Source organism: Rugamonas rivuli (assembly GCF_009380165.1).
GTDB classification, from domain to species: domain Bacteria; phylum Pseudomonadota; class Gammaproteobacteria; order Burkholderiales; family Burkholderiaceae_D; genus Rugamonas; species Rugamonas rivuli.
In genome coordinates this window covers 984,950-1,003,889 of record NZ_WHUF01000003.1, presented here as the reverse complement: position 1 = coordinate 1,003,889, position 18,940 = coordinate 984,950, and the positions used below count along the sequence as shown (strand labels likewise).

Genomic DNA, 18,940 nt, shown 5'->3' with positions numbered 1-18,940 from the left:
AGTGGCGGAACCCATCCTCGCGGTTCCGCCTTGATAGATGGCCCGCGGGGCCGACCCCTATAAAAACCAAACCACAATGCCATCCTTAGGATACGTTACTCCGCAAACCATGCATTTCGCGCAGCCGCTGCCGCTGCAAAGCGGCGCGTCGCTGCGCGACTACATGTTGATGTATGAAACCTACGGCACCCTCAATGCCGACAAATCGAACGCGGTGCTGGTCTGCCACGCGCTCAACGCTTCGCACCATGTGGCCGGCGAATACGAAGGCCAGCCGAAAAGCCAGGGCTGGTGGGACAATATGGTCGGCCCGGGCAAGTCGCTGGACACCGACAAGTTCTTCGTCATCGGCATCAACAATCTCGGCTCCTGTTTCGGCTCGACGGGGCCTATGCACGTCAACCCCGCCAGCGGCAAGCCTTATGGCGCGGCCTTCCCGGTGGTCACGGTGGAGGACTGGGTCAATGCCCAGGCGCGCCTGGCCGATGAACTGGGCATCACGCAGTTCGCCGCCGTCATGGGCGGCTCGCTGGGCGGCATGCAGGCGCTGGCCTGGTCCATCATGTACCCGGACCGCCTGCGCCACTGCGTGGTGATCGCCTCGACCGCCAAGCTGTCGGCGCAGAACATCGCCTTCAACGACGTGGCCCGCCAGGCCATCCTGTCGGACCCCGACTACCACGGCGGCGATTTCTACGAACACGGCGTGGTGCCGAAAAACGGCTTGCGCGTGGCGCGCATGGTCGGCCACATTACCTATCTGTCCGACGACGACATGGCCGAGAAGTTCGGCCGCAAGCTCAGGGACGCGGCAGAGGAGGGCGATTACAAATTCGGCTTCGGCGTCGATTTCGAAATCGAATCCTACCTGCGCTACCAGGGCGACAAGTTCAGCGAATACTTCGACGCCAACACCTACCTGCTGATCACCAAGGCGCTCGACTACTTCGACCCGGCGCGCGCGCACGGCGGCGACCTGGCCAAGACCCTCAGCCACACCAAGGCCAAGTTCTTCCTGGCCTCGTTCACCACCGACTGGCGCTTCTCGCCGGAGCGCAGCCAGGAGATCGTGCAGGCGCTGATCAGCAACCGCCGCCAGGTGACGTACGCGGAGATCGATGCGCCGCACGGCCACGACGCCTTCCTGCTGGAGGATCAGCGCTACATGAACCTGGTGCGCGCCTACTACGAGCAGGTGTGGAACGACATTAACAAGGAAGCGGCAGCATGAACTTCAACGATTTAAGCAGCGCCCGGCCGGACCTGGCCTTCATCGCCCACTGGGTGCCCGAGAACGCGCACGTGCTCGATGTCGGCTGCGGCGACGGCGTCATGATGGACTATCTGCAAAGCGACAAGCAGTGCAGCGGCTACGGCATCGAGATCGCCGACGACAAGGTGCTCGACTCCACCAAGCGCGGCGTGCGCGTGATCCAGCAGGACATGGAGAACGGCCTGGCCCTGTTCGGCGACAACAGCTTCGACACGGTGCTGTGCCTGTCGTCGCTGCAGATGATGAAGCATGTGGAGCCGCTGTTGCGCGACATCGTCCGTGTCGGCAAGGAGGCGATTGTATCGTTCCCCAACTTCGCCTACTGGCCGCACCGTGTGGCCTTGCTGAAGGGCCGCATGCCGGTGTCGGAATCGCTGCCGTACGAATGGTACGACACGCCCAACGTGCGCTGCGCCACCATCAACGACTTCCGCGACCTGGCGGTGGAATGTGGCCTGGAAGTGATCGACTGCGTGGCGCTGGCGGAAGGCCAGCGCGTCTCCTTCCTCCCCAACCTGCGCGGCGACCTCGCCGTGTTCCGACTGCGTAAAAAGGCAAGCCACTGATGACGATCCAGGAACAGCAATCGAGCGCGCGCGGCTGGCGCACCTACCTGAACGGCCGCACCGTCTCCATCCTGTTCCTGGGCTTCAGTTCCGGCCTGCCGCTGTACACGCTGATCTACCTGATGCAGGCGTGGCTGGCCAAGTCCGGGCTGGACGTGAAGGCGCTGGGTCTGTTCGCGCTGGTGACCTTCCCGTACACCTTCAAGTTCCTGTGGGCGCCGTTCATGGACCGCTACGCCATCGGCTCGCTGGGCCGTCGGCGCGGCTGGATGGCGCTGACGCAGCTGGCGCTGTTCCTGGTGATCGGTGGCCTGGGCATGCTGGACCCGAAACTGGAGCTGACGCTGATCGCCGGCGCCGTGTTCCTGATCGCCTTCCTGTCGGCCAGCCAGGACGTGGTGATCGACGCCTACCGTCGCGAGATCCTGAGCGAGAACGAGCAGGGCCTGGGCGCGGCCATCATCGTCAACGCCTACAAGGCCGCCAGCCTGATACCGAGCGCGCTGGGGCTGGTGCTGGCGGACAGCATGCCGTGGCAGGCCGTGTTCTGGATCGTCGCCGCCTTCATGCTGCCGGGCTTCGTCTGCACGCTGCTGTCCAAGGAGCCCGCCGTGTATGGCGCGCCGCCCAAGAACCTGCAGGAAGCAGTGGTGCTGCCGTTCCGCGAATTCGTCCAGCGCGACGGCTGGAACCAGGCCTTGCTGATCATCGGCTTCGTGCTGCTCTACAAAATCGGCGACAGCATGGCGACTGCACTGTCGACCAAGTTCTTCCTCGATATTGGATTCACGACCAAAGACATTGGCCTGGCGGCCAACGCCACCGGCTGGTGGGCGGCGCTGGCCGGCGGCGCTGTCGGCGGCATCTGGATGATCAAGCTGGGCATCAACCGCGCGCTGTGGGTGTTCGGCGTGCTGCAGGCATTGGCGATCCTGGGCTTCGCCTGGCTGGCCAAGACCGGCCCCGATCCGCTGCTGCTGAGCGCCGTCTTCGGCTTCGAAGCCTTCGCCAGCCTGGGGCTGGGCGCGGCGGCGCTGGTGGCCTTCATGTCCCGTGCCACCGATCCGCGCTACACTGCCACCCAATACGCTTTATTTTCCAGCCTGGCCGCGGTGCCGCGCACATTCATCAACTCCTCGGTAGGTTATATTGTGGCGGAAACCGGCTGGTTCTGGTTCTTTATTGTGTGCTTCATCCTGGCGTTTCCTGCCATGATGATGCTGCCTAAAATCGCACCATGGAATACCAGGAATGAAAAAGCTTAAATTAAACGCCGCCTTGCTGGCGCTGGTCTGCTGCGCCGGCGCCATCGCGCCCGTAGCCGCAGGCGGCCAGGACGACGGCATCCCCGTCAGCAGCATGTCGCGCCTGCGCGGCCTCGGCGGCGACGCCCGCCAGTTCGATCAGCAGTCCAAGCTGCAGTACGACCAGATGCTGGCCCAGGCCCACCAGAAGGACGCCGTCGCCACCGAGCGCAACCCGCAGCTGATACGCCTGCGCGCCATCGCCAAGCGCCTGATCCCGTTCACCGCGCGCTGGAACCCGGACTCCGCCAACTGGAAGTGGGAAGTCAACCTGCTCAATTCGCCGACGGTGAACGCCTTCTGCATGCCGGGCGGCCGCATCGCCTTCTATAACGGCATCCTGACCAAGCTCAATCTGACTGACGACGAAGTGGCGATGGTCATGGGCCACGAGATCGCCCACGCGCTGCGCGAGCATGCGCGCGAGCAGGCGGGCAAGAACACCATCACCTCGGTCGGCACGCGCATCCTGGGCGCCGTCGGTTCGGCCTACTTCGGCGTCGACCCGCGCCTGGGCGACGCGGCGGCCGGCATGGTGGCGCAGGGCGCGGCGCTGAGCTTCTCGCGTGGAGACGAGAGCGAGGCCGACCTGGTCGGTCTGGATCTGGCTGCACGCGCAGGCTACGATCCGCGCGCCGGCATCGCGCTGTGGCAGAAGATGGGGGCGGTGAACAAGAGCCAGCCCTTGCCCTTCCTGTCCACCCACCCCAGCGGCAGCAAGCGTATCGACGACATGAACAAGAATATGTACCTGGTGCTGCCGGTGTACGCGCGCGCCAAGGGGCTGGATCCGAACGCGCTGCCGGCCTACCATTCGCGCGCGCTGCCGCGTTCATAATGTCGCGTCCCCCGCTGCCCATGCGCGACGGTGTCGCGCCCAGCTATCTGTGGCTGCCGGAAGGGCAGTGGCCGGACCTGCTGACCTTTCTGGTGGCGCGTTATCCCGACGTGACGGAAGCCGATTGGCGCGCACGCATGACGCGCAACGATGTGGTGGATGGCGACGGCAATCCGCTGTCGCCGCACAGCGCCTATCGGCGCGGCATGCGCATCTTCTACTACCGCGAGCTGGAGGCCGAGACGCCGATTCCGTTCGAGGAAGAAGTGCTGTTCATGGACGAGCATCTGGTGGTGGTCGACAAGCCGCACTTCCTGCCGATGATACCGACCGGCCGCTTCCTGCATGAGACGCTGCTGGTGCGCCTGAAGAAAAAGCTGGGCGAGCAGGATTTGACGCCGATCCACCGGCTGGACCGCGAGACGGCCGGCGTGGTGATCTTCTCGCGCCGCCAGGACAGCCGGGGCGCCTACCAGTCGATGTTCCAGAAGCGCGTGATCGAGAAGGAGTACGAGGCGCTGGCGCCGCGTCTGCACGGCCGCGAATTCCCCTTTACCTACCGCAGCCGCATGGTGGACGGCGACAAGTTCTTCATCATGAAGGAAGAGCCGGGCGAGCCGAATTCGGAAACGCTGATCGACGTCATCGAGCACCGCGCCGACTGCACCTTGTACCGGCTGCATCCGCACACCGGCCGCAAGCACCAGCTGCGGGTGCATCTGGCGTCGCTGGGCATCCCCATCATCAACGACGCGTTTTATCCGGTGGCGCTGCCGTGCAAGCAGGACGATGTCTCGCAGCCCCTGAAGCTGCTGGCTCGCCGCATCGCCTTCACCGATCCGCTGAGCGGCGAACCACGCGAATTCCGCAGCCGCCGCAGCCTGTAATCAGGCGTAGGTGATGGTCAACGGCGCGTGGTCGGAGAACTTCTCTTCCTTGTAGATCGCTACCGTGGTGGCCTTGGCGGCGATGCCCGGGGTGGCGACGTGGTAGTCGATGCGCCAGCCGACGTTCTTCGCGTAGGCCTGGCCGCGGTTGCTCCACCACGTGTATTGCTCTTCGCGCGGATCGAGGCCGCGGTGCACGTCGACGTAGCCGACTTCGTCGAAGATGCGCGTCATCCACTCGCGCTCTTCCGGCAGGAAGCCGGAATTCTTCTTGTTGCCCTTCCAGTTCTTCAGGTCGATCTCTTTATGCGCGATGTTCCAGTCGCCGCAGATGACCACTTCGCGGCCCTCGGCGTGCAAGGCTTGCAGGTGCGGCAGGAACAGGTCCATGAAGCGGAACTTGGCTTCCTGGCGCTCCGGACCCGACGAGCCGGACGGGCAGTACACGGAAATCACCGTCAGATTGCCGAAATCGCAACGCACATAGCGCCCCTCGGCATCGAACTCTGGCGAACCGAAGCCGATCACCACGCGGTCCGGCTCGACCTTGCTGTAGACGCCGGTGCCGGAATAGCCTTTTTTCTCGGCATAATGGAAGTGGCCATGGTAGCCGCCCGGATTGAGGAATTCCGGCGTCATGTCCGGCGCTTGCGCCTTCAGTTCCTGGACGCAGACGAAATCGGCGTCCTGGTTGGCCATCCATTTGAAAAAGCCCTTGCTGGAGGCGGAGCGGATGCCGTTCAGATTGGCGGAGATGATTTTTGGCATGGCGGTATCGGTGCGGAAATTTTGGAATGCGTTAGTGTAGCGTTAAAATACAGGCACTTTACAGAAATGAGGCATTATGAATAACTTACGTCAGGAATTTATCGCGTTTTCGGTCCAGACCGGTGTATTGCGCTTCGGCGAATTCACCACCAAGGCCGGCCGCCAGTCGCCGTACTTCTTCAACGCCGGCCTGTTCCATGACGGCGCGACGCTGGCCCAGCTGGCCCAGTTCTACGCGCAGACGCTGCTGGACTCGGGCGTCGAGTTCGATATGCTGTTCGGCCCCGCCTACAAGGGCATCACGCTGGCGTCGGCCACGGCGGTGGCGCTGGCCGGCAAGGGCCGCAACACCTCGTTCGCCTTCAACCGCAAGGAAGCCAAGGACCACGGCGAAGGCGGCACCATCGTCGGCGCCAAGCTTCAGGGCAAGGTCGTCATCATCGACGACGTCATCTCGGCCGGCACCTCGGTGCGTGAATCGGTGGACATGATACGCGCCGCCGGCGCCGAACCGTGCGCCGTGCTGATCGCGCTGGACCGCATGGAACGCTCGGGCAAGGACGGCCAGCTGTCGCCAAACTCGGCGGTGCAGGAAGTGGCCAAGACCTACAACATCCCGGTGATTTCGATCGGCAACCTGGACGACCTGTTCAGCTACCTGAACGGCGCCGGCGCCGACCCGCAGCTATTGCAATACAAGGACGCGGTGGCCGCCTACCGCACCCAGTACGGTATTGCCTAACCGGCCATATTGCTAGACTTTGAAATTTCTTTGGTGTAACCTTATTCGGTATACCTGAGACGATAAGGGCTGATCCATGAACATCGCAACCATGAAGGTCCACGGCGACGACGACGGCCTGGCCGACATCCGTGACGGCCTGCCGACGGAGCCGGACAGCGACTGGCAAAAGGGCGATGTCAAGCCCGACGGCCGGGTGCGCATCGATTCCGGATTTTATGTGGCGATCGGCGCCGACATGAACCCGGACGAGCTGCTCAAGCAGCTGCGCCACTACCTGGCCGAGTGCCAGGCACGCGGCATCCATTTCGAGCGTTCCGACGTGGCGGCCGAACTGCGCATCTCTTTCACGACCGAGCGCGGCGAAGCCACCCCCAGCCTGGACTTCACGCTGGCGGACCTGAAGCTGTTCGTCGACATGGGCATCAACCTGAGCATCATCGCTTGATGCGCTACGCCGAAGACCGCCTGGCCAGCTTCCGCGCCGGCCCGCAGGCCGAGCGCCGCGTCCACATCTGGGAGCCTGCCGGCGCCGCGCCGCGCGCGGTGATCCTGGCCATCCACGGCGGCATGGCGCACGCCGGCGACTACGTCACGCCGGCGCTGTACTTCCGCCAGCACGGCATCGCCACCGTGGCCTACGACTTGTGCGGCCACCAGGATGCGCGCCGCGTCGACATCCCCGGCTTCCACGTCTTCCTGGACGACAGCGTCGCCTTCCTCCAGTGGGTCAAACAGAATTATCCGGGCGTGCCGGTGTATGTGATGGGCCATTCGATGGGTGCGCTGATCGCCACCCATCTGGGCCTGGGCCACTTTGCCGGCGACGCCGCCATCAAGGGCTTCATCCTGTCTTCGCCGTACTACGTGAACGCGATCAAGGTGTCGCCGGTGCTGCTGGCGCTGGCCGGCGTGCTGGGCGCGCTGGCGCCGCGCATGAAGGTGCCGCTGGCGCCGTTGACCGACATGCTGACCCACGACAGCGCCATCACCGCCCGCCATCACGACGATGAGCGCGACGGCATCCGCGCCACCGAGATCACGGTCCGCTTCGGCAACGCGCTGACCCATGCGCAGCAAGGGCTGGCGCCGCGCATGGCGGCTTGGACGCATCCGCTGTTCGCGGTGGTGGCCGGCGACGACAAGCTGGCCGATGCCGATGCTGCCGAGAAGATGCTGAAATCGGTGCCGCCGGCGCTGTTGACCTACCAGCGGCATCCGCAGAACTACCACGAGAATTTCAATGAGCTCAATCGCGAGCAGATCTTCGCCGACATCCTGGCCTGGATGGCGTTAAGCCCTGCCCACTGAGCTTACTCCAGCACCCAGACGTACTGCATCTGCATCCACGATTCCACCGGCTTGCCGGCTTTGAGGGCGGGCTTGAAGCCGCACTTCTCGATGCCGGCGCGGGCCGCGTCGTCCAGGTCCTGGTGGCCGCTGGATTTCTGCACCTGCGATTTCTTGAACTTGCCGTCGGCGCCGATCAGGAACTTCAGCGTGACGGTGCCGGCTTCCTTGCGCGCGATGGCGCCCTCCGGCCATTTCGGCTTTTCGCAGGTGCTGAAGTCGGCCAGGGCGTGCACCGTCTCCGCGGCGGCCTTGTCGGCGGCCACGGCCTCCGCGTAAATCGACATGCAGGCCAGCGCCAGTCCCAGCATCGGCAAGGCGGCTTTCCAGTTCAGGGCCTGCGGGGCAGGGCGGCACAGACGTTGAATACGATCCATCAAATTTCCTCCATTGGCCGCTTGGGCCAGGTGGTGAGTTGAGAACTGGAGACGCTCCAGCTCCGAAAGTGCAAGGGCCAGACGCCGCGGTTCGCCGAGCTGCCTTGCTGCGAAATCGTCTGCTATCAGTTCGCGTTCGATGCGGATGCGGTGCGAGATCCACCAGACGGCAGGGTGGTAGAACAGCAGCGTTTCGATCACGTTCTGAAGCAGGTTAATCAGGTAATCATGGCGTTTGATGTGCGCCATTTCGTGCGCCAGCAGCGCCTCCAGCAGATCGGGCGGCATGCCCGCCACCAGCGCGGCCGGCAGCAGCACTATCGGCCGCCACAAGCCTGCGGTGATAGGGCTGGACACCGTGTCGACGATGCGCAGCTGCACCTTGCGGTTGATGCCGAAGCGCGCGGCGAGGCGGGACAGGCTGGCCTCCCAGCGCAACTGGTCCTGGCGGTGCTGGCAGTCGCATTGTTTGGCGGCGCGGTCTATCCACAGCAGGCCGAGTATCATCCGCAATGACAGCACGATGGCGCACAAGGCCCACAGGCTGACGATCTCGCGCAGCGAGTCGCGCAGGTCGAACGGTTCGCTGTTGCCGACGATGGATTGCGCGGCCAGCCGCAGCATGCCGGCGCCGAATGCGCCTATCGTGCCGGTCGTATCGCCGCCGCCGCACAGGCGCTGATACAGTTCAAGCGCCGGCCAGCACAGGCAGGCCAGCAGCGCCGAGCAGGCCACCAGATAGCGGTATTCGGCGCGGTTGTTACGCAGCAGCGTCAAGGCGACGGCGGTGGCGCAGCCCAGCAGCAGGCCTTGCCACAGGAAGTGCATCAGCGTCAGGCCAAGGTGGAAGATGAAGGCGCTCATTTCTTTTCATCCTTGAGAATTTTCTCGATCTCTTCACGCTCCTTTTTCGAGATGCCCGAGCGCAGCGCCGCCAGCACCAGCGCCTTGGCCGATCCGGCGAAGGCCTTCTGCATCAAGTCCTTCAGCAGATTGGTTTGCAGCGCGTCCTGCGCCTGCGCCGGTGCATACACGTGCGAGCGCTGGCTCTCGTCGCGGATCAGGATGCCCTTGGTGTGCATGATCTGCATCAGGCGCAGCACGGTGCCGTAGGCCAGGTCCGGTTTCTCTTCCAGCATGGCTTCGTGCACCTGCTTGGCGGTGGCTGAACCGAGCGGCCACAGTGCTTGCAGCAGGTCGAGTTCGGCGGCGGTCGGTTTGGGTATGCTCATGGCGGTTCTCTTGTCGGCTTGCTAAAGTATTTGTAGATTAGTCTGTCTAGACAAAAATGTATACTTTAATTTTTGACGAGTTTTTAAGCCGTTGTATTGCGTAGACAGAGTTGTCTATAAAGTGATGGTGAAGCGCGCGCCGCCGAGCGGGGAGTCGTCGATGGCGATGGCGCCGCCGTGCAGCAGGATGGCCTTGGCGGCGATGGCCAGGCCCAGGCCGTAGCCGCTGGCGGCGTAGTCCTGTTCGCGGGCCAGCCGGTAGAACGGTTCGAACACGCGTTCGCGCGCCTCGTGCGGGATGCCGGGGCCATCGTCTTCCACGACGATGCGCACAGTGCTGCCGCCGCGCATGGCCGACAGCACGATGCGCGACGCCGCGTACTTGGCGGCGTTGCCCAGCAGGTTGTCGACAGCGCGCGCCAGCAGGCGGGCATCGCCTTGCAGCTCGCCCAGGTCGGTGGCGATGCTGGCGCTGAAGTGCGGCTGCGATGACGGCTGCATCGGCGGCGCGCAAGCTTGCAGCACTGGCGCCAGCGCGAACGGCTTGCGCGGCATCGCTTGCGCGTGGTCGAGCTGCGTCAGGTCAAGCAGCTCATTGACCAGCGTTTTCAGCTCGTCGACATCGGTCTCCATGGCGGCGACGCGCTTTTGCAGCGCCGGATCATCGGCCGCATGGCGCTCGCGCAGCAGCTCCAGGCCGAACTCCAGCCGCGCAATCGGCGTGCGCAGTTCATGCGACACCGAATGCAGCAGGTTTTTGCGCGCCTCCATCAGCAGGGCGATGCGCTCTGCCATGTCGTTGATGCGGGCCGCCAGCGGCGCAATGCTCGATGCCGGCCGCACTGCGGCGCGCGCCGCCAGGTCGCCCTGGCCGAAATCGTCGGCCATCCGCGACAGCGCCATCAGGCCGCGCCAGTGCCGGCGCGACCACCAGCCTATCGGCACCAGCAGGAACAGCGCGATCACGCCGAAGCGTATCGCTTCCATGCCCAGCGCCTGGCCGATATCGATGGGCAGGCGCTGGGCGTGGATGACGTCGTCGTCGCTGCCGATGTAGCGCGCACCGGTCATATCGACGCGGCGGTAGAAGGCCTTGCCGCCTACGTCGATGACCACGGCCCCTTGCAGCAGCTGGTCGCGTTTGGAATCGGGCAGCGCCGCCAGCGTTGCCTGCAAGGGCTTGAGTTCCAGCGTGGCTTTGGACACCTCGCGCACCTTGTTCAGGCGCGGCAGCCATTCATCGGCTGGCGCCCGGTCGATGTACTGCTCCAACAGGAAGATCTGTCCGGCGGCCTGGCTGCGCGCGATCTCCTCCAGCGGATCGCCGAACAGGCGGCTGAAGGTGAAATAGATCACGCAGGTGGCCAGCGTGATGGCCAGCATCACCAGTGCAGCGAAGCGCCAGAAAAGACGGTTCATTCCCAGGCCGAGGGGCTGAACAGATAGCCTTCGCCCCAGACGGTCTTGATGCGCTCCGCGCCGCCGTCGTCGAACTTGCGGCGCAGGCGCGAGATGCAGTTGTCGATGCTACGATCGAGGCCGTCGAATTCGATGCCGCGCATCTTGACCAGGATGGCGTTGCGCGACATGACCTTGCCCGAGGCGTCGGCCAGGATGACAAACAGCTTGAACTCGGCGCCGTTCATCGCGACTTCCTCGCCGCGCCAGTAGACGGCGCGGTTCTCGCGCGAGATGCGCAACTGGCCGATGACGATGTCGCTGCTGGCGACGCCGCTGCCGCGCCGTTGCAGCGCGCGCAGGCGGGCCAGCAGCACGCGCGGCTGCACCGGTTTGTTGACGTAGTCGTCGGCGCCCTGTTCGAGGCCGGAGACTTCGTCGAAGCTGTCCTCGCGCGCCGTCAGTATCAGGATGGGCACCGCGCTCAGTTGGCGCAGCTGGCGGCACACCACCAGGCCATCGACGCCGGGCAGCGTCAGGTCGAGTATCACCAGGTCCGGCTGGGTGTCGCGGAAGTGTTCGAGCGCGCGGTCGCCACGTGTCACCACGTCGACCGCGTAATCGTATTCGTCCAGGTATTCCTTGACCAGCGCGGCCAGCCGCGCATCGTCCTCCACCAGCATCACACGCTGCATTGCGCCTCCATTTTCGTGGCTATTGTAGTGGAGCGTGGCGCTGAAGTGGCATTTTCGACAATCGGGTACACATTCGTACATTTTCTATACAAATGGCGCCTACAAATTGCGGACAATTCAAGGACAGACCGAGGCGGATTCCGAGGCGGTGGATGCCTAACATGGAGGCTCTTACTTCAACCCGGAATCCGAACATGAAAAAATTTGTATGCAGCGCCCTGGTCGCCCTTGCCGCAAGCTCGCTGGCGCATGCCGAAGGGCTGTATGCCGGCGCCAACATCAGCCCCCAGACCAACGGGAATATCAAATTTACCGAGAACGGCGTGACGACGGAACGCGGCGCTGTCAAGAAAGCGACGCCGTTGGGCGTGTTTGCGGGATATGAGCTGTCGCCGGTGTGGGCGCTGGAAGCTGGCTATCGCGCCGACACCGGTTCGACCAGCTTCGATCTCTCGCCCGGCTACCAGCTCGAGGCCAGTGTCAGCACGGCCTATCTGGCGGCGCGGGGCACGTGGCAGTTGAGCGACAGCTGGTCTCTGTTCGGCAAGGCCGGTATCGGGCAAGGCCGCATGAAGATGGACATCAGCGGCAAGAACGCTCCGGCGGGCGAGTCGGTACACAAGACCGGCTTGTACCTGAGCGTGGGCGCGTCCTATTTGATCAGCAAGGACGTGGCGCTGCAGCTGGAACTGGAGCACACCGATAAACTCAAACACGAAGGCCTTACCGGCACCACGGATCGTTTCGCCCTTGGCGTGCGCTTCGGTTTCTAAGGAATACATGAGCAAGCTATCCCCATTATTTTTGTTGTTGGCCGCGTGCGGCCCGGTCTTGGCCGAAAACACCACCGAGTTGATGATGCCCGATGGGAGCAAGGACATGTACGTGGGGGGAGCCTTCACAACCAGGACGGCGGCTGCGGAGGGCGAGACGCGCCCGGTCATCCTGCGGCCGCTGCTTCAGGTCCAGTGGAGTAACGGTGTGTTCGTCTCGGCGAACGGGGTGCTGGGCATGAATGTGTCGGAAATGGTGGGCGTCGAATATGGTCCGCAGATCTTCGCCAGCAATACCCGCAATCCCACCGACAGCTGGCGGCTGCGCGGCACGCATGCGGTCAGCGGCACACTGGACCCCGGCGGGTATTTTAACTACTATCTCGGCGATGAGACGCGCCTGACGTCGAACCTCATGTACGACACCAGCGCACATGGCTTCCGCAGCTATGTCGGGTTGCAGAAAACCCTGCACGAATTGGCACCGCATCACACGGTCACACTGTCGGCCGGCGCTTCGCTGGCCAGCAATCCGGTGATGCGCGAACTGTATGAGGTGAGCGCCGCCGCCGGCGGTACGCGCGACTATCGTCCTTCCGCCGGCGTGATGGCGGTCAACGCTGGCGTCAACTGGAACTGGGCCTTGAGCAGCAAATGGCTGATCAACAGCTCGGTGACGGGCACGCGGCTGGGCAGCGGGCCGGCCGGCGCTCCTTTCGTCGAACGCCGCAATTTCATCACCTGGTCCAGCGGCCTGGCGTACCGGTTTTAAACGGCATGTTCAAAATCCTCTTGCTCTGTCTTGCCTTGTTGCCGGCGCTCGCCCATGCGCAGGAGGACTCCGACTGGATCGAGTATCGCGAAGCCTATCGCCAGATGATCTGGTTCGAGAAGTACGGCAAACCCAAGCAGTTCCTGCAGAATCACTTCCGTATCCGTCCGCGCGACAAAAGCGTTGCGGCGGACGGCTTGCGGCTGACGCTACACAGCAAGTCCACGCAGCTGGCGCTGCCGCTCGATGCCTTGGGGCGTGCCGTGTTCCCGTTTTCCAAAGCCGCGTATGACGACAATGCGGAGCTGACACTGAACCGCAAGGCCGGCCAGTACAAGTACGGCGCCTGGGTGTCGATCGTCACGCGGCCGGACGGCGTGTACAGTGCCGCCGATCTCCGTATCGCCTGCGAGCAGCTGCTGGCCTACCTGCGCTACTCGAGTGAAGCCGGCGGCAAGAGCTGCGCCGGCGTGCAGTTCTCTTATCCGAGGAACGATACGGCGCAGGTGCAGTTCCACGCCACCGGTGGCGCAGTCAGCGCGCTGGCGGCGAAGGAGGGGCCGGCCTTCGTGGGCGACGTGGTCGCCAGCTTCCGGGTGTTCGTCTACCGCTTTGCCGCGCTGCCCGAGAACGGACAGGTGGTCACGAGCAGCACGCCGCTGGCGATAGCCGCCTTACTGGAGTGATGCGATAACCAGCAGCGGCCAACGCTGCGCAAAACGCTTCGACGCGACGCGCTGCCGGTAGGTGTCGATGTCGGCGCGGGCCGGGTTGTGGCGCACGCGCAGGGCAAACAAGTCTTCCAGTCCATGCGGCGCGATCACGCGGATGGTGCCGTCGGCATCCAGCGATACGCCGACGCAGGTTGCATACTCCGGCCATGTGGCCACACCGTCTTCCAGCGACAGCAGCGGCGGCACCTCGCGGCCGAACTCGCGCATGAACCATGTGTGGACATACGCCTGGTTCGTCACCTCCCACGCCAGCGACGGCATCGCCGTGCGCAGACAGGCTTCCAGCTGCGCGTCGCGCTGAAGCGGCGCATCCGGGGCGAAGTAGACCAGGTCGACGTCAGCCAGCGGCGTGGGGACGGTGTGGCCATGCAGGTCGTCCCACACCAGCGTGCGCACGGCGCCCGCGCCTATGCACCAGCTGCCCAGCCCCAGGCTGCGCGCCGCCGACAGCGCGGCCATCAGCTCCGCCGAGGAGCGGACCAGGGCGGCCAGGCGTTGTTCAAGTATGGGTGGTTGATACATTACGTGACAAATATGGCAGCGGACATTGTCGTTATGTCACGGCGCCGTAATAAAAAAAACACATCATACCGGCGACGGTTTCAAACATGAAGCGATGCGCTTCTTCCTTTGCTGTTCATACCAGGTAGCCACTATGAAAAAAATCTGCTCCGCAGCCATCCTGCTGGCGGCGTTTGCCTCCGCGCACGCTGAAAACTTCACCTTCGCCTATACCTTCGGCGACAACCAGGCCATCACCGGCTCGCTGTCCGGCCACCTGAACGGCGATCTGGTGGAGAACGTCTCCAATGTGCACATCAACTTCAACGGCACCGATTTTACCGGTGCGCTGACCGGCGCATCGTGGGACGCTTCCACGCACAACTGGAACAGCGCAGCGGGCGCCGTCGTGTCGACTGTCGCGGGCAAGAACAACTTCATCTTCGCCGATGCGAATCCACAGACGAACTACAACGACATCAACAACTACTTCTTCTTCGTCACCAGCAGCGATGCGCAGATTGGTAACCAGGCCTACGCGCTCAATTGCAACGGCAACTGCACCGACCTGGCGTTCGACCAGCCGACCAACAACGCCAGCTGGTCGCTGGTGGCCGCGCCGGTACCGGAACCCGGCAGCGCCGCGATGCTGATCGCCGGCCTGGGCGTGGCCGGCGTCGCCGCCCGCCGTCGCCGCCAGGCTTGATTCCGCCATTCCGCCATTGACTAGAGAATACCCATGCTAAAAACTACCCTGATTTCGAGCGCCGTCGCAGGCGCCGTGCTGGCGCTGTCGGTGCCGGCCCATGCCGCCACCGCACCTGTCACCGTGCGCGGCGTCGTCTCCGGCACCTGGTTTACGCCGCCGGTCATCGCCAACTCGCCGGCCGCCAGCGCCGCGTCGAGCACTGTGGCCTCGGTGTTCCAGTCGGTGAAGGTCTGCATCGACGCCAACGACAACGGCGTCTGCGACACCGGCGAAGCCAGCACCCTGACCAAGGCCGACGGCAGCTTCCTGCTGGCCACGCGCACCCCGGGCGCACTGGTGGCAGAAGTTTCGGCCACCTCGCTCAACGGCGGCCATCCCGCAGGCCAGCGCATGGTGCTGCGCGCCGCAGCCGACCAGGTATCGGCTGCGCTGATCAATCCACTGGTGCCGGCCAAGGTCGCGATCTCGCCGCTGACCACCGAAGTGGTGCGCATGATGGAAGAAGACCGCATCAGTTTTGAATCGGCCAAGAACAACCTGGCCATCCGCCTGAACGTTTCGTCCGACACCGTGCTGGCCGACATGACCGCCGCCGGCGCCGACCTGCTGAAGGAATCCGTCATTCTCAGCAACCGCTTCGCCTTCGCCGCCAAGATGGTGGACCGCCGCGACGTATCGCCCGCTGCGCTGGCCGCGGATCCAGGCGCCACCGGCCCTGCGATCACGATGAAGGAAGCGCACCAGGCCGCGATGAACCTGGAAGGCATTCCGCGCTACGACCACGTGTTCATGATCGTCCTGGAAAACAAGGCCACGTCGTCGATCAAGAACTCGGTCTACGCGCCGCGCATCAACGCCTATCTGAATGCGGGCAACCAGTTCACCAGCTACTACGCCACCGGTAATCCGAGTGAGCCCAATCGCCTGGCCATCGCCGCCGGCGACGACTTCGGCATCACCGACGACAGCGCCTTCAACTGCTACCCGAGCGGCACCGCTGCCGCCAACGCGATTGAAGACCTGCCGCTGCCGCCTGGCGTCAACGCCTGCAACAACAACACCAACCACAATATCAAGAGCCGTCCCAACCTGTTCAATGCCTTGACCAGCAAGGGCATGAGCTGGCGCGTCTACAGCGAGTCCAAGAACCCGGGCGGCGACTGGCGCAAGGACGGCACTGCCGACGCCACCATCACCGCGCCGGACTATCTGTACACGGCGAACGATCCGGTTGGCGCCATCGGCACGCCGGGCCTGAATGTGCGCCTGGCCGGCGCGCTGTACGCGGCCAAGCACAATGGCAGCGTGTTCTTCCAGAACGTGCGCAGCTCGCCGGAATTCCTGAAGAATAACCGCACCCTGGGCGGCGGGCAGTGGGATGCCGCGCTGGCGGCAGTGGCGCCGGCCGGCTGGAACGTCGACCAGTTCGGCGACGATCTGCAAAGCGGCGACGTCGGCCAGATCAATATCCTGGAACCGGACCAGTGCGACGACATGCACGGCGTGACGCTGGTCGGCACGCTGCCTGGCAGCGCCACCACCAAGCCAGCCAGCGACTGCTCCGGCAGCCCGTTGATCTATCGCGGCGATAAATACACGGACTATCTGATCAAGAAGATCCAGGCTTCGCCGCTGTGGAACAACCCCCAAAAACGCGTCGCCATCGTCATGATGTTCGACGAAGGTACGGCCACCAGCGGCTTCAATTCGTGCTGCGGCTGGAATACCAGCGGCACCCCGGTGGCACTGGGCCCGCTGGTGCGCAACGCCGACGGTAGCGTGTCGGTGGAATCCATCACCAACTACAAGCAGGGCAACAAGGGCCACGGCACCAGCATCTTCGGCGTGTTGAACAACCAGCCTGGCGCACCTAAGGGCGTGGTCGACAGCGACGCCTACAGCCACATCTCGCTGGTGCGCACCTTGCAGGACATGTTCCAGCTGGCCGACCCTGCGGACGACTGGTCGTACATGAACCGTTCGAAGTACAGCCAGAAGTTCATCGCGGCGAACATCCTGAACCTGCCCGAGTATGCAGGCAGCGCCGACGCCCACTTCGATGCGGTGCGTCCGATGAATCACACCTATGTGATCCCGGCCGGCTACGTCCAGAAGAACGGCTACCCAACCATCAAGCAGGTCGGCCCGGACGCCGATCAGCGCAACGGCTGGGCGCTCAAGTAAATGAGACTGGCCTTGATGTTGGTGTTGAGTGTGGCGGTGGCGCAAGCCGTGGCCGCGCCGGCGGTGGCGCCGTTGAGCGCCGCCGCCGAAATCGGCAAGCAGATGTTTTTCGATCAATCGCTGTCGGGTTCCGGCAGGATGTCCTGCGCCACCTGCCACGATCCGGCCCACGCCCATGCACCGCCGAACAAGCTGGCGGTGCAGCTGGGCGGCGCCAGGCTGGCCACGGCAGGCGTGCGCGCGGTGCCGTCGCTGCGCTATCAGGAGTACACGCCGCCGTATGAGGACATGCTGGACAACCCGGACGGCATCAGCACGCCCGGCCCCGGCGGCGGCCACACGCAGGACGGCCGCGCCGCCACGCTGGCCGAGCAGGCGCGCATACCGCTGCTGGCGAAGCACGAGATGGCGAACAATAGCGTGGCCGATGTGGTGCGCAAGCTGCGCGCCTCGGCCTACGCGGAGCAGTTCCGCCAGGCGTTCGGGCCGGAGGTGTTCAAGAACGATCAAAAGGCCTTCAGGCACGCGCTGGACGCGCTGCAGGCCTATCAGCTGGAGGACAGCAGCTTCCACCCTTACAGCAGCAAGTACGACCTCTACTCCAGCAACAAGATCGGCGGAGAGTTGACGGCGGCCGAGATGCGCGGTTTTGCCGTCTACAGCGATGCCAACAAGGGCAACTGCTTCGCATGCCACTACAACGGCGCGGGCCTGAACGGCAGCGTCAAGCTGTTCACCGACTTTACCTATGCGGCGATAGGCGCCCCGCGCAACAAGGACATTCCTGCCAACGCGAAGGCCGGCTATTTTGACCTGGGCATCTGCGACCGTCCCGATCATCCACGTCCCGCCAGCAGCCAGTACTGCGGTATGTTCAAGACGCCGACGCTGCGCAACGTCGCGACGCGTTCGGCCTTCTTCCATAACGGCGCGTTGAAGTCGCTGAAGGATGTGATCCGCTTCTACAACACGCGCGACACCCATCCGGAGCGCTGGTATCCGACCGTCAAAGGCGTGGTGCAAAAGTATAACGACCTGCCGGCGCGCTACCGCGCCAACCTCGATAAGCAGATGCCACTCGACGGCCGCAAACGCGGTAGCGAACCGCCGATGACCGAGCAGGAGATGCAAGACCTGGAGGCGTTCCTCAACACGCTGACCGATAACGATCTGGTGGTGAAAAAATGAAGATGATTTCGATGGTGGCGATGCTGGCGGCAGTTTCGGCTTCGGCCTACGCTGCACCGCAACCCAGCCACAAGGCGCTGGCCGCCGGCTTGAGCAAATACCTTGCGCAGCAAGGCGACGTTTGCGTCGGCAAGTTCGACTGGCCTATCGACGTGGCCCCGGGCGACGCGGAAGCGGGCAGCCGCGATGCGGTACAGCTGCCGGTGCTGGCGCAACTGGGGCTGGCGGAATCGGCCGGCGGCATGGTGGTGCGCCGTAACGCCGAAGGTGTCGAGCAGGAGGTGCCGGTGCAGCGCTACAGCCTGACCGAGGCCGGAAAAAAATTCTATCTGAAGCGCGACACAAGCACCGTCGCACCGACCGGTGAGAAGATCGCGCGCACCGGCGATTTCTGTGTCGGCAAACTTAGTCTGGTCAAGGTGGTGGCCTGGGATGCTGCGACCGGAACGGCCAGCTACACCTACAAGTTCGCCGCCGCGCCGTGGATGCACGAACCGGCTGCGCAGCAGGTGTTCCCGATGATCGCCTACATCATGAAAAGCGAAGGGCAGATGCAGATGAAGCAGCGCCTGCGTCTGGAGAAGGGGCGCTGGGTCGGCGTGCGAGACTAGTCCTGTTTCGATATACCCGGTATCGGCGCTGTCGGCTG

The 18,940-nt window shown here is 64.0% G+C and carries 21 protein-coding genes; 15 read left to right on the top strand and 6 right to left on the bottom strand.

Translation table 11 applies throughout. The annotated features are described in order from the left end of the window. The first annotated feature begins 37 nt into the window (after window positions 1-37). From metX to GEV01_RS14925, 5 genes are read left to right on the top strand one after another with little or no spacing between them, the layout of a single operon-like run. A complete protein-coding gene (gene metX, locus GEV01_RS14945) occupies window positions 38-1,231 on the top strand; it encodes a homoserine O-succinyltransferase MetX (RefSeq protein WP_456239006.1) in 1,194 nt (397 codons plus the stop codon). Further along, a complete protein-coding gene (metW, locus tag GEV01_RS14940; RefSeq protein ID WP_070358160.1) occupies window positions 1,228-1,839 on the top strand; it encodes a methionine biosynthesis protein MetW in 612 nt (203 codons plus the stop codon). Before metX ends, metW begins: the two co-directional genes overlap by 4 nt. Then, window positions 1,839-3,104 (top strand): AmpG family muropeptide MFS transporter, encoded by a 1,266-nt coding sequence (locus tag GEV01_RS14935; protein WP_152805542.1) that lies wholly within the window; start codon window positions 1,839-1,841, stop codon window positions 3,102-3,104. The genes metW and GEV01_RS14935 overlap by 1 nt, the downstream gene beginning before the upstream one ends. Beyond that, complete coding sequence (locus tag GEV01_RS14930; protein ID WP_152805539.1) at window positions 3,091-3,981, top strand: M48 family metallopeptidase; 891 nt, start codon at window positions 3,091-3,093, stop codon at window positions 3,979-3,981. Before GEV01_RS14935 ends, GEV01_RS14930 begins: the two co-directional genes overlap by 14 nt. Next, on the top strand, window positions 3,981-4,868 hold the full coding sequence (locus GEV01_RS14925; RefSeq protein WP_152805537.1) for a pseudouridine synthase: 888 nt from the start codon (window positions 3,981-3,983) through the stop codon (window positions 4,866-4,868). Before GEV01_RS14930 ends, GEV01_RS14925 begins: the two co-directional genes overlap by 1 nt. Here GEV01_RS14925 and GEV01_RS14920 read toward each other — a convergent pair whose 3' ends face one another. Then, a complete protein-coding gene (locus GEV01_RS14920) occupies window positions 4,869-5,636 on the bottom strand; it encodes an exodeoxyribonuclease III (RefSeq protein WP_152805534.1) in 768 nt (255 codons plus the stop codon). A 76-nt stretch (window positions 5,637-5,712) separates the two neighbouring features. Between GEV01_RS14920 and pyrE the strand changes: the two genes are divergently transcribed. The 3 genes from pyrE to GEV01_RS14905 all read left to right on the top strand — a co-directional run bounded on the left by pyrE (window position 5,713) and on the right by GEV01_RS14905 (window position 7,689). Next, window positions 5,713-6,378, top strand: a complete 666-nt coding sequence (pyrE, locus tag GEV01_RS14915) for an orotate phosphoribosyltransferase (protein WP_152805531.1) — start codon at window positions 5,713-5,715, stop codon at window positions 6,376-6,378. A gap of 76 nt (window positions 6,379-6,454) precedes the next feature. Continuing rightward, on the top strand, window positions 6,455-6,826 hold the full coding sequence (locus GEV01_RS14910) for a hypothetical protein (protein WP_152805528.1): 372 nt from the start codon (window positions 6,455-6,457) through the stop codon (window positions 6,824-6,826). Continuing rightward, window positions 6,826-7,689 (top strand): alpha/beta fold hydrolase, encoded by an 864-nt coding sequence (locus GEV01_RS14905; RefSeq protein WP_152805771.1) that lies wholly within the window; start codon window positions 6,826-6,828, stop codon window positions 7,687-7,689. The genes GEV01_RS14910 and GEV01_RS14905 overlap by 1 nt, the downstream gene beginning before the upstream one ends. Before the next feature lie 2 nt (window positions 7,690-7,691). On the opposite strand, the gene GEV01_RS14900 is transcribed toward GEV01_RS14905, so the two are convergent. The 4 genes from GEV01_RS14900 to GEV01_RS14885 all read right to left on the bottom strand — a co-directional run bounded on the left by GEV01_RS14900 (window position 7,692) and on the right by GEV01_RS14885 (window position 11,430). Beyond that, window positions 7,692-8,969: a M56 family metallopeptidase gene (locus GEV01_RS14900; RefSeq protein WP_152805526.1), complete on the bottom strand. Its 1,278-nt coding sequence runs from the start codon at window positions 8,967-8,969 to the stop codon at window positions 7,692-7,694. Then, window positions 8,966-9,337 (bottom strand): BlaI/MecI/CopY family transcriptional regulator, encoded by a 372-nt coding sequence (locus GEV01_RS14895; protein WP_117012818.1) that lies wholly within the window; start codon window positions 9,335-9,337, stop codon window positions 8,966-8,968. Before GEV01_RS14895 ends, GEV01_RS14900 begins: the two co-directional genes overlap by 4 nt. A gap of 114 nt (window positions 9,338-9,451) precedes the next feature. Next, window positions 9,452-10,756 (bottom strand): ATP-binding protein, encoded by a 1,305-nt coding sequence (locus GEV01_RS14890; RefSeq protein WP_152805523.1) that lies wholly within the window; start codon window positions 10,754-10,756, stop codon window positions 9,452-9,454. Next, the gene (locus GEV01_RS14885; RefSeq protein ID WP_152805520.1) at window positions 10,753-11,430 is read right to left on the bottom strand and encodes a response regulator transcription factor; all 678 of its coding nucleotides are present in this window, start codon (window positions 11,428-11,430) and stop codon (window positions 10,753-10,755) included. Before GEV01_RS14885 ends, GEV01_RS14890 begins: the two co-directional genes overlap by 4 nt. Window positions 11,431-11,624: 194 nt before the next feature. Here GEV01_RS14885 and GEV01_RS14880 point away from each other — a divergent pair, with 194 nt between their 5' ends. Genes GEV01_RS14880 through GEV01_RS14870 form a run of 3 tightly spaced genes read left to right on the top strand, consistent with a single transcriptional unit; the run spans window position 11,625 to window position 13,661 of the window. Further along, window positions 11,625-12,203, top strand: coding sequence for a porin family protein (locus tag GEV01_RS14880; RefSeq protein WP_152805517.1), 579 nt, complete (start codon window positions 11,625-11,627; stop codon window positions 12,201-12,203). A gap of 7 nt (window positions 12,204-12,210) precedes the next feature. Further along, entirely contained in the window at window positions 12,211-12,975 is a 765-nt protein-coding gene (locus GEV01_RS14875) for a MipA/OmpV family protein (protein WP_152805514.1), read from the top strand. 5 nt (window positions 12,976-12,980) lie between these two features. Beyond that, window positions 12,981-13,661 carry a hypothetical protein gene (locus GEV01_RS14870; RefSeq protein ID WP_152805511.1) on the top strand — a complete coding sequence of 227 codons (681 nt, stop codon included), beginning with the start codon at window positions 12,981-12,983 and terminating at the stop codon, window positions 13,659-13,661. Here the strand turns inward: GEV01_RS14870 and GEV01_RS14865 are convergent. Then, complete coding sequence (locus tag GEV01_RS14865; protein WP_175023056.1) at window positions 13,650-14,231, bottom strand: nucleotidyltransferase family protein; 582 nt, start codon at window positions 14,229-14,231, stop codon at window positions 13,650-13,652. The two genes, GEV01_RS14870 and GEV01_RS14865, sit on opposite strands and share 12 nt — an antisense overlap. Window positions 14,232-14,364: 133 nt before the next feature. On the opposite strand from GEV01_RS14865, the gene GEV01_RS14860 reads away from it, so the two are divergent. The 4 genes from GEV01_RS14860 to GEV01_RS14845 are packed head-to-tail and all read left to right on the top strand — an operon-like array spanning window position 14,365 to window position 18,902. Beyond that, the gene (locus GEV01_RS14860; RefSeq protein ID WP_175023054.1) at window positions 14,365-14,916 is read left to right on the top strand and encodes a PEP-CTERM sorting domain-containing protein; all 552 of its coding nucleotides are present in this window, start codon (window positions 14,365-14,367) and stop codon (window positions 14,914-14,916) included. 33 nt (window positions 14,917-14,949) lie between these two features. After that, the gene (locus GEV01_RS14855; RefSeq protein WP_152805506.1) at window positions 14,950-17,103 is read left to right on the top strand and encodes an alkaline phosphatase family protein; all 2,154 of its coding nucleotides are present in this window, start codon (window positions 14,950-14,952) and stop codon (window positions 17,101-17,103) included. A 15-nt stretch (window positions 17,104-17,118) separates the two neighbouring features. Next, window positions 17,119-18,291, top strand: a complete 1,173-nt coding sequence (locus tag GEV01_RS14850) for a cytochrome-c peroxidase (RefSeq protein ID WP_235914358.1) — start codon at window positions 17,119-17,121, stop codon at window positions 18,289-18,291. Then, a complete protein-coding gene (locus tag GEV01_RS14845; RefSeq protein WP_152805502.1) occupies window positions 18,288-18,902 on the top strand; it encodes a hypothetical protein in 615 nt (204 codons plus the stop codon). Before GEV01_RS14850 ends, GEV01_RS14845 begins: the two co-directional genes overlap by 4 nt. The last annotated feature ends 38 nt before the right edge of the window (window positions 18,903-18,940 follow it).

What these genes read in the sequence shown, in the direction of transcription:
- GEV01_RS14875 (WP_152805514.1), top strand. Translation starts at nt 12,211, where the DNA reads ATGAGCAAGCTATCCCCATTATTTTTGTTGTTGGCCGCGTGCGGCCCG.
- GEV01_RS14880 (WP_152805517.1), top strand. Translation starts at nt 11,625, where the DNA reads ATGAAAAAATTTGTATGCAGCGCCCTGGTCGCCCTTGCCGCAAGCTCG.
- metW (WP_070358160.1), top strand. Translation starts at nt 1,228, where the DNA reads ATGAACTTCAACGATTTAAGCAGCGCCCGGCCGGACCTGGCCTTCATC.
- GEV01_RS14845 (WP_152805502.1), top strand. Translation starts at nt 18,288, where the DNA reads ATGAAGATGATTTCGATGGTGGCGATGCTGGCGGCAGTTTCGGCTTCG.
- GEV01_RS14870 (WP_152805511.1), top strand. Translation starts at nt 12,981, where the DNA reads ATGTTCAAAATCCTCTTGCTCTGTCTTGCCTTGTTGCCGGCGCTCGCC.
- GEV01_RS14910 (WP_152805528.1), top strand. Translation starts at nt 6,455, where the DNA reads ATGAACATCGCAACCATGAAGGTCCACGGCGACGACGACGGCCTGGCC.
- pyrE (WP_152805531.1), top strand. Translation starts at nt 5,713, where the DNA reads ATGAATAACTTACGTCAGGAATTTATCGCGTTTTCGGTCCAGACCGGT.
- GEV01_RS14890 (WP_152805523.1), bottom strand. Translation starts at nt 10,756, where the DNA reads ATGAACCGTCTTTTCTGGCGCTTCGCTGCACTGGTGATGCTGGCCATC.
- GEV01_RS14850 (WP_235914358.1), top strand. Translation starts at nt 17,119, where the DNA reads ATGTTGGTGTTGAGTGTGGCGGTGGCGCAAGCCGTGGCCGCGCCGGCG.
- GEV01_RS14865 (WP_175023056.1), bottom strand. Translation starts at nt 14,231, where the DNA reads ATGTATCAACCACCCATACTTGAACAACGCCTGGCCGCCCTGGTCCGC.
- GEV01_RS14930 (WP_152805539.1), top strand. Translation starts at nt 3,091, where the DNA reads ATGAAAAAGCTTAAATTAAACGCCGCCTTGCTGGCGCTGGTCTGCTGC.
- GEV01_RS14905 (WP_152805771.1), top strand. Translation starts at nt 6,826, where the DNA reads ATGCGCTACGCCGAAGACCGCCTGGCCAGCTTCCGCGCCGGCCCGCAG.
- GEV01_RS14935 (WP_152805542.1), top strand. Translation starts at nt 1,839, where the DNA reads ATGACGATCCAGGAACAGCAATCGAGCGCGCGCGGCTGGCGCACCTAC.
- metX (WP_456239006.1), top strand. Translation starts at nt 38, where the DNA reads ATGGCCCGCGGGGCCGACCCCTATAAAAACCAAACCACAATGCCATCC.
- GEV01_RS14895 (WP_117012818.1), bottom strand. Translation starts at nt 9,337, where the DNA reads ATGAGCATACCCAAACCGACCGCCGCCGAACTCGACCTGCTGCAAGCA.
- GEV01_RS14860 (WP_175023054.1), top strand. Translation starts at nt 14,365, where the DNA reads ATGAAAAAAATCTGCTCCGCAGCCATCCTGCTGGCGGCGTTTGCCTCC.
- GEV01_RS14885 (WP_152805520.1), bottom strand. Translation starts at nt 11,430, where the DNA reads ATGCAGCGTGTGATGCTGGTGGAGGACGATGCGCGGCTGGCCGCGCTG.
- GEV01_RS14855 (WP_152805506.1), top strand. Translation starts at nt 14,950, where the DNA reads ATGCTAAAAACTACCCTGATTTCGAGCGCCGTCGCAGGCGCCGTGCTG.
- GEV01_RS14920 (WP_152805534.1), bottom strand. Translation starts at nt 5,636, where the DNA reads ATGCCAAAAATCATCTCCGCCAATCTGAACGGCATCCGCTCCGCCTCC.
- GEV01_RS14925 (WP_152805537.1), top strand. Translation starts at nt 3,981, where the DNA reads ATGTCGCGTCCCCCGCTGCCCATGCGCGACGGTGTCGCGCCCAGCTAT.
- GEV01_RS14900 (WP_152805526.1), bottom strand. Translation starts at nt 8,969, where the DNA reads ATGAGCGCCTTCATCTTCCACCTTGGCCTGACGCTGATGCACTTCCTG.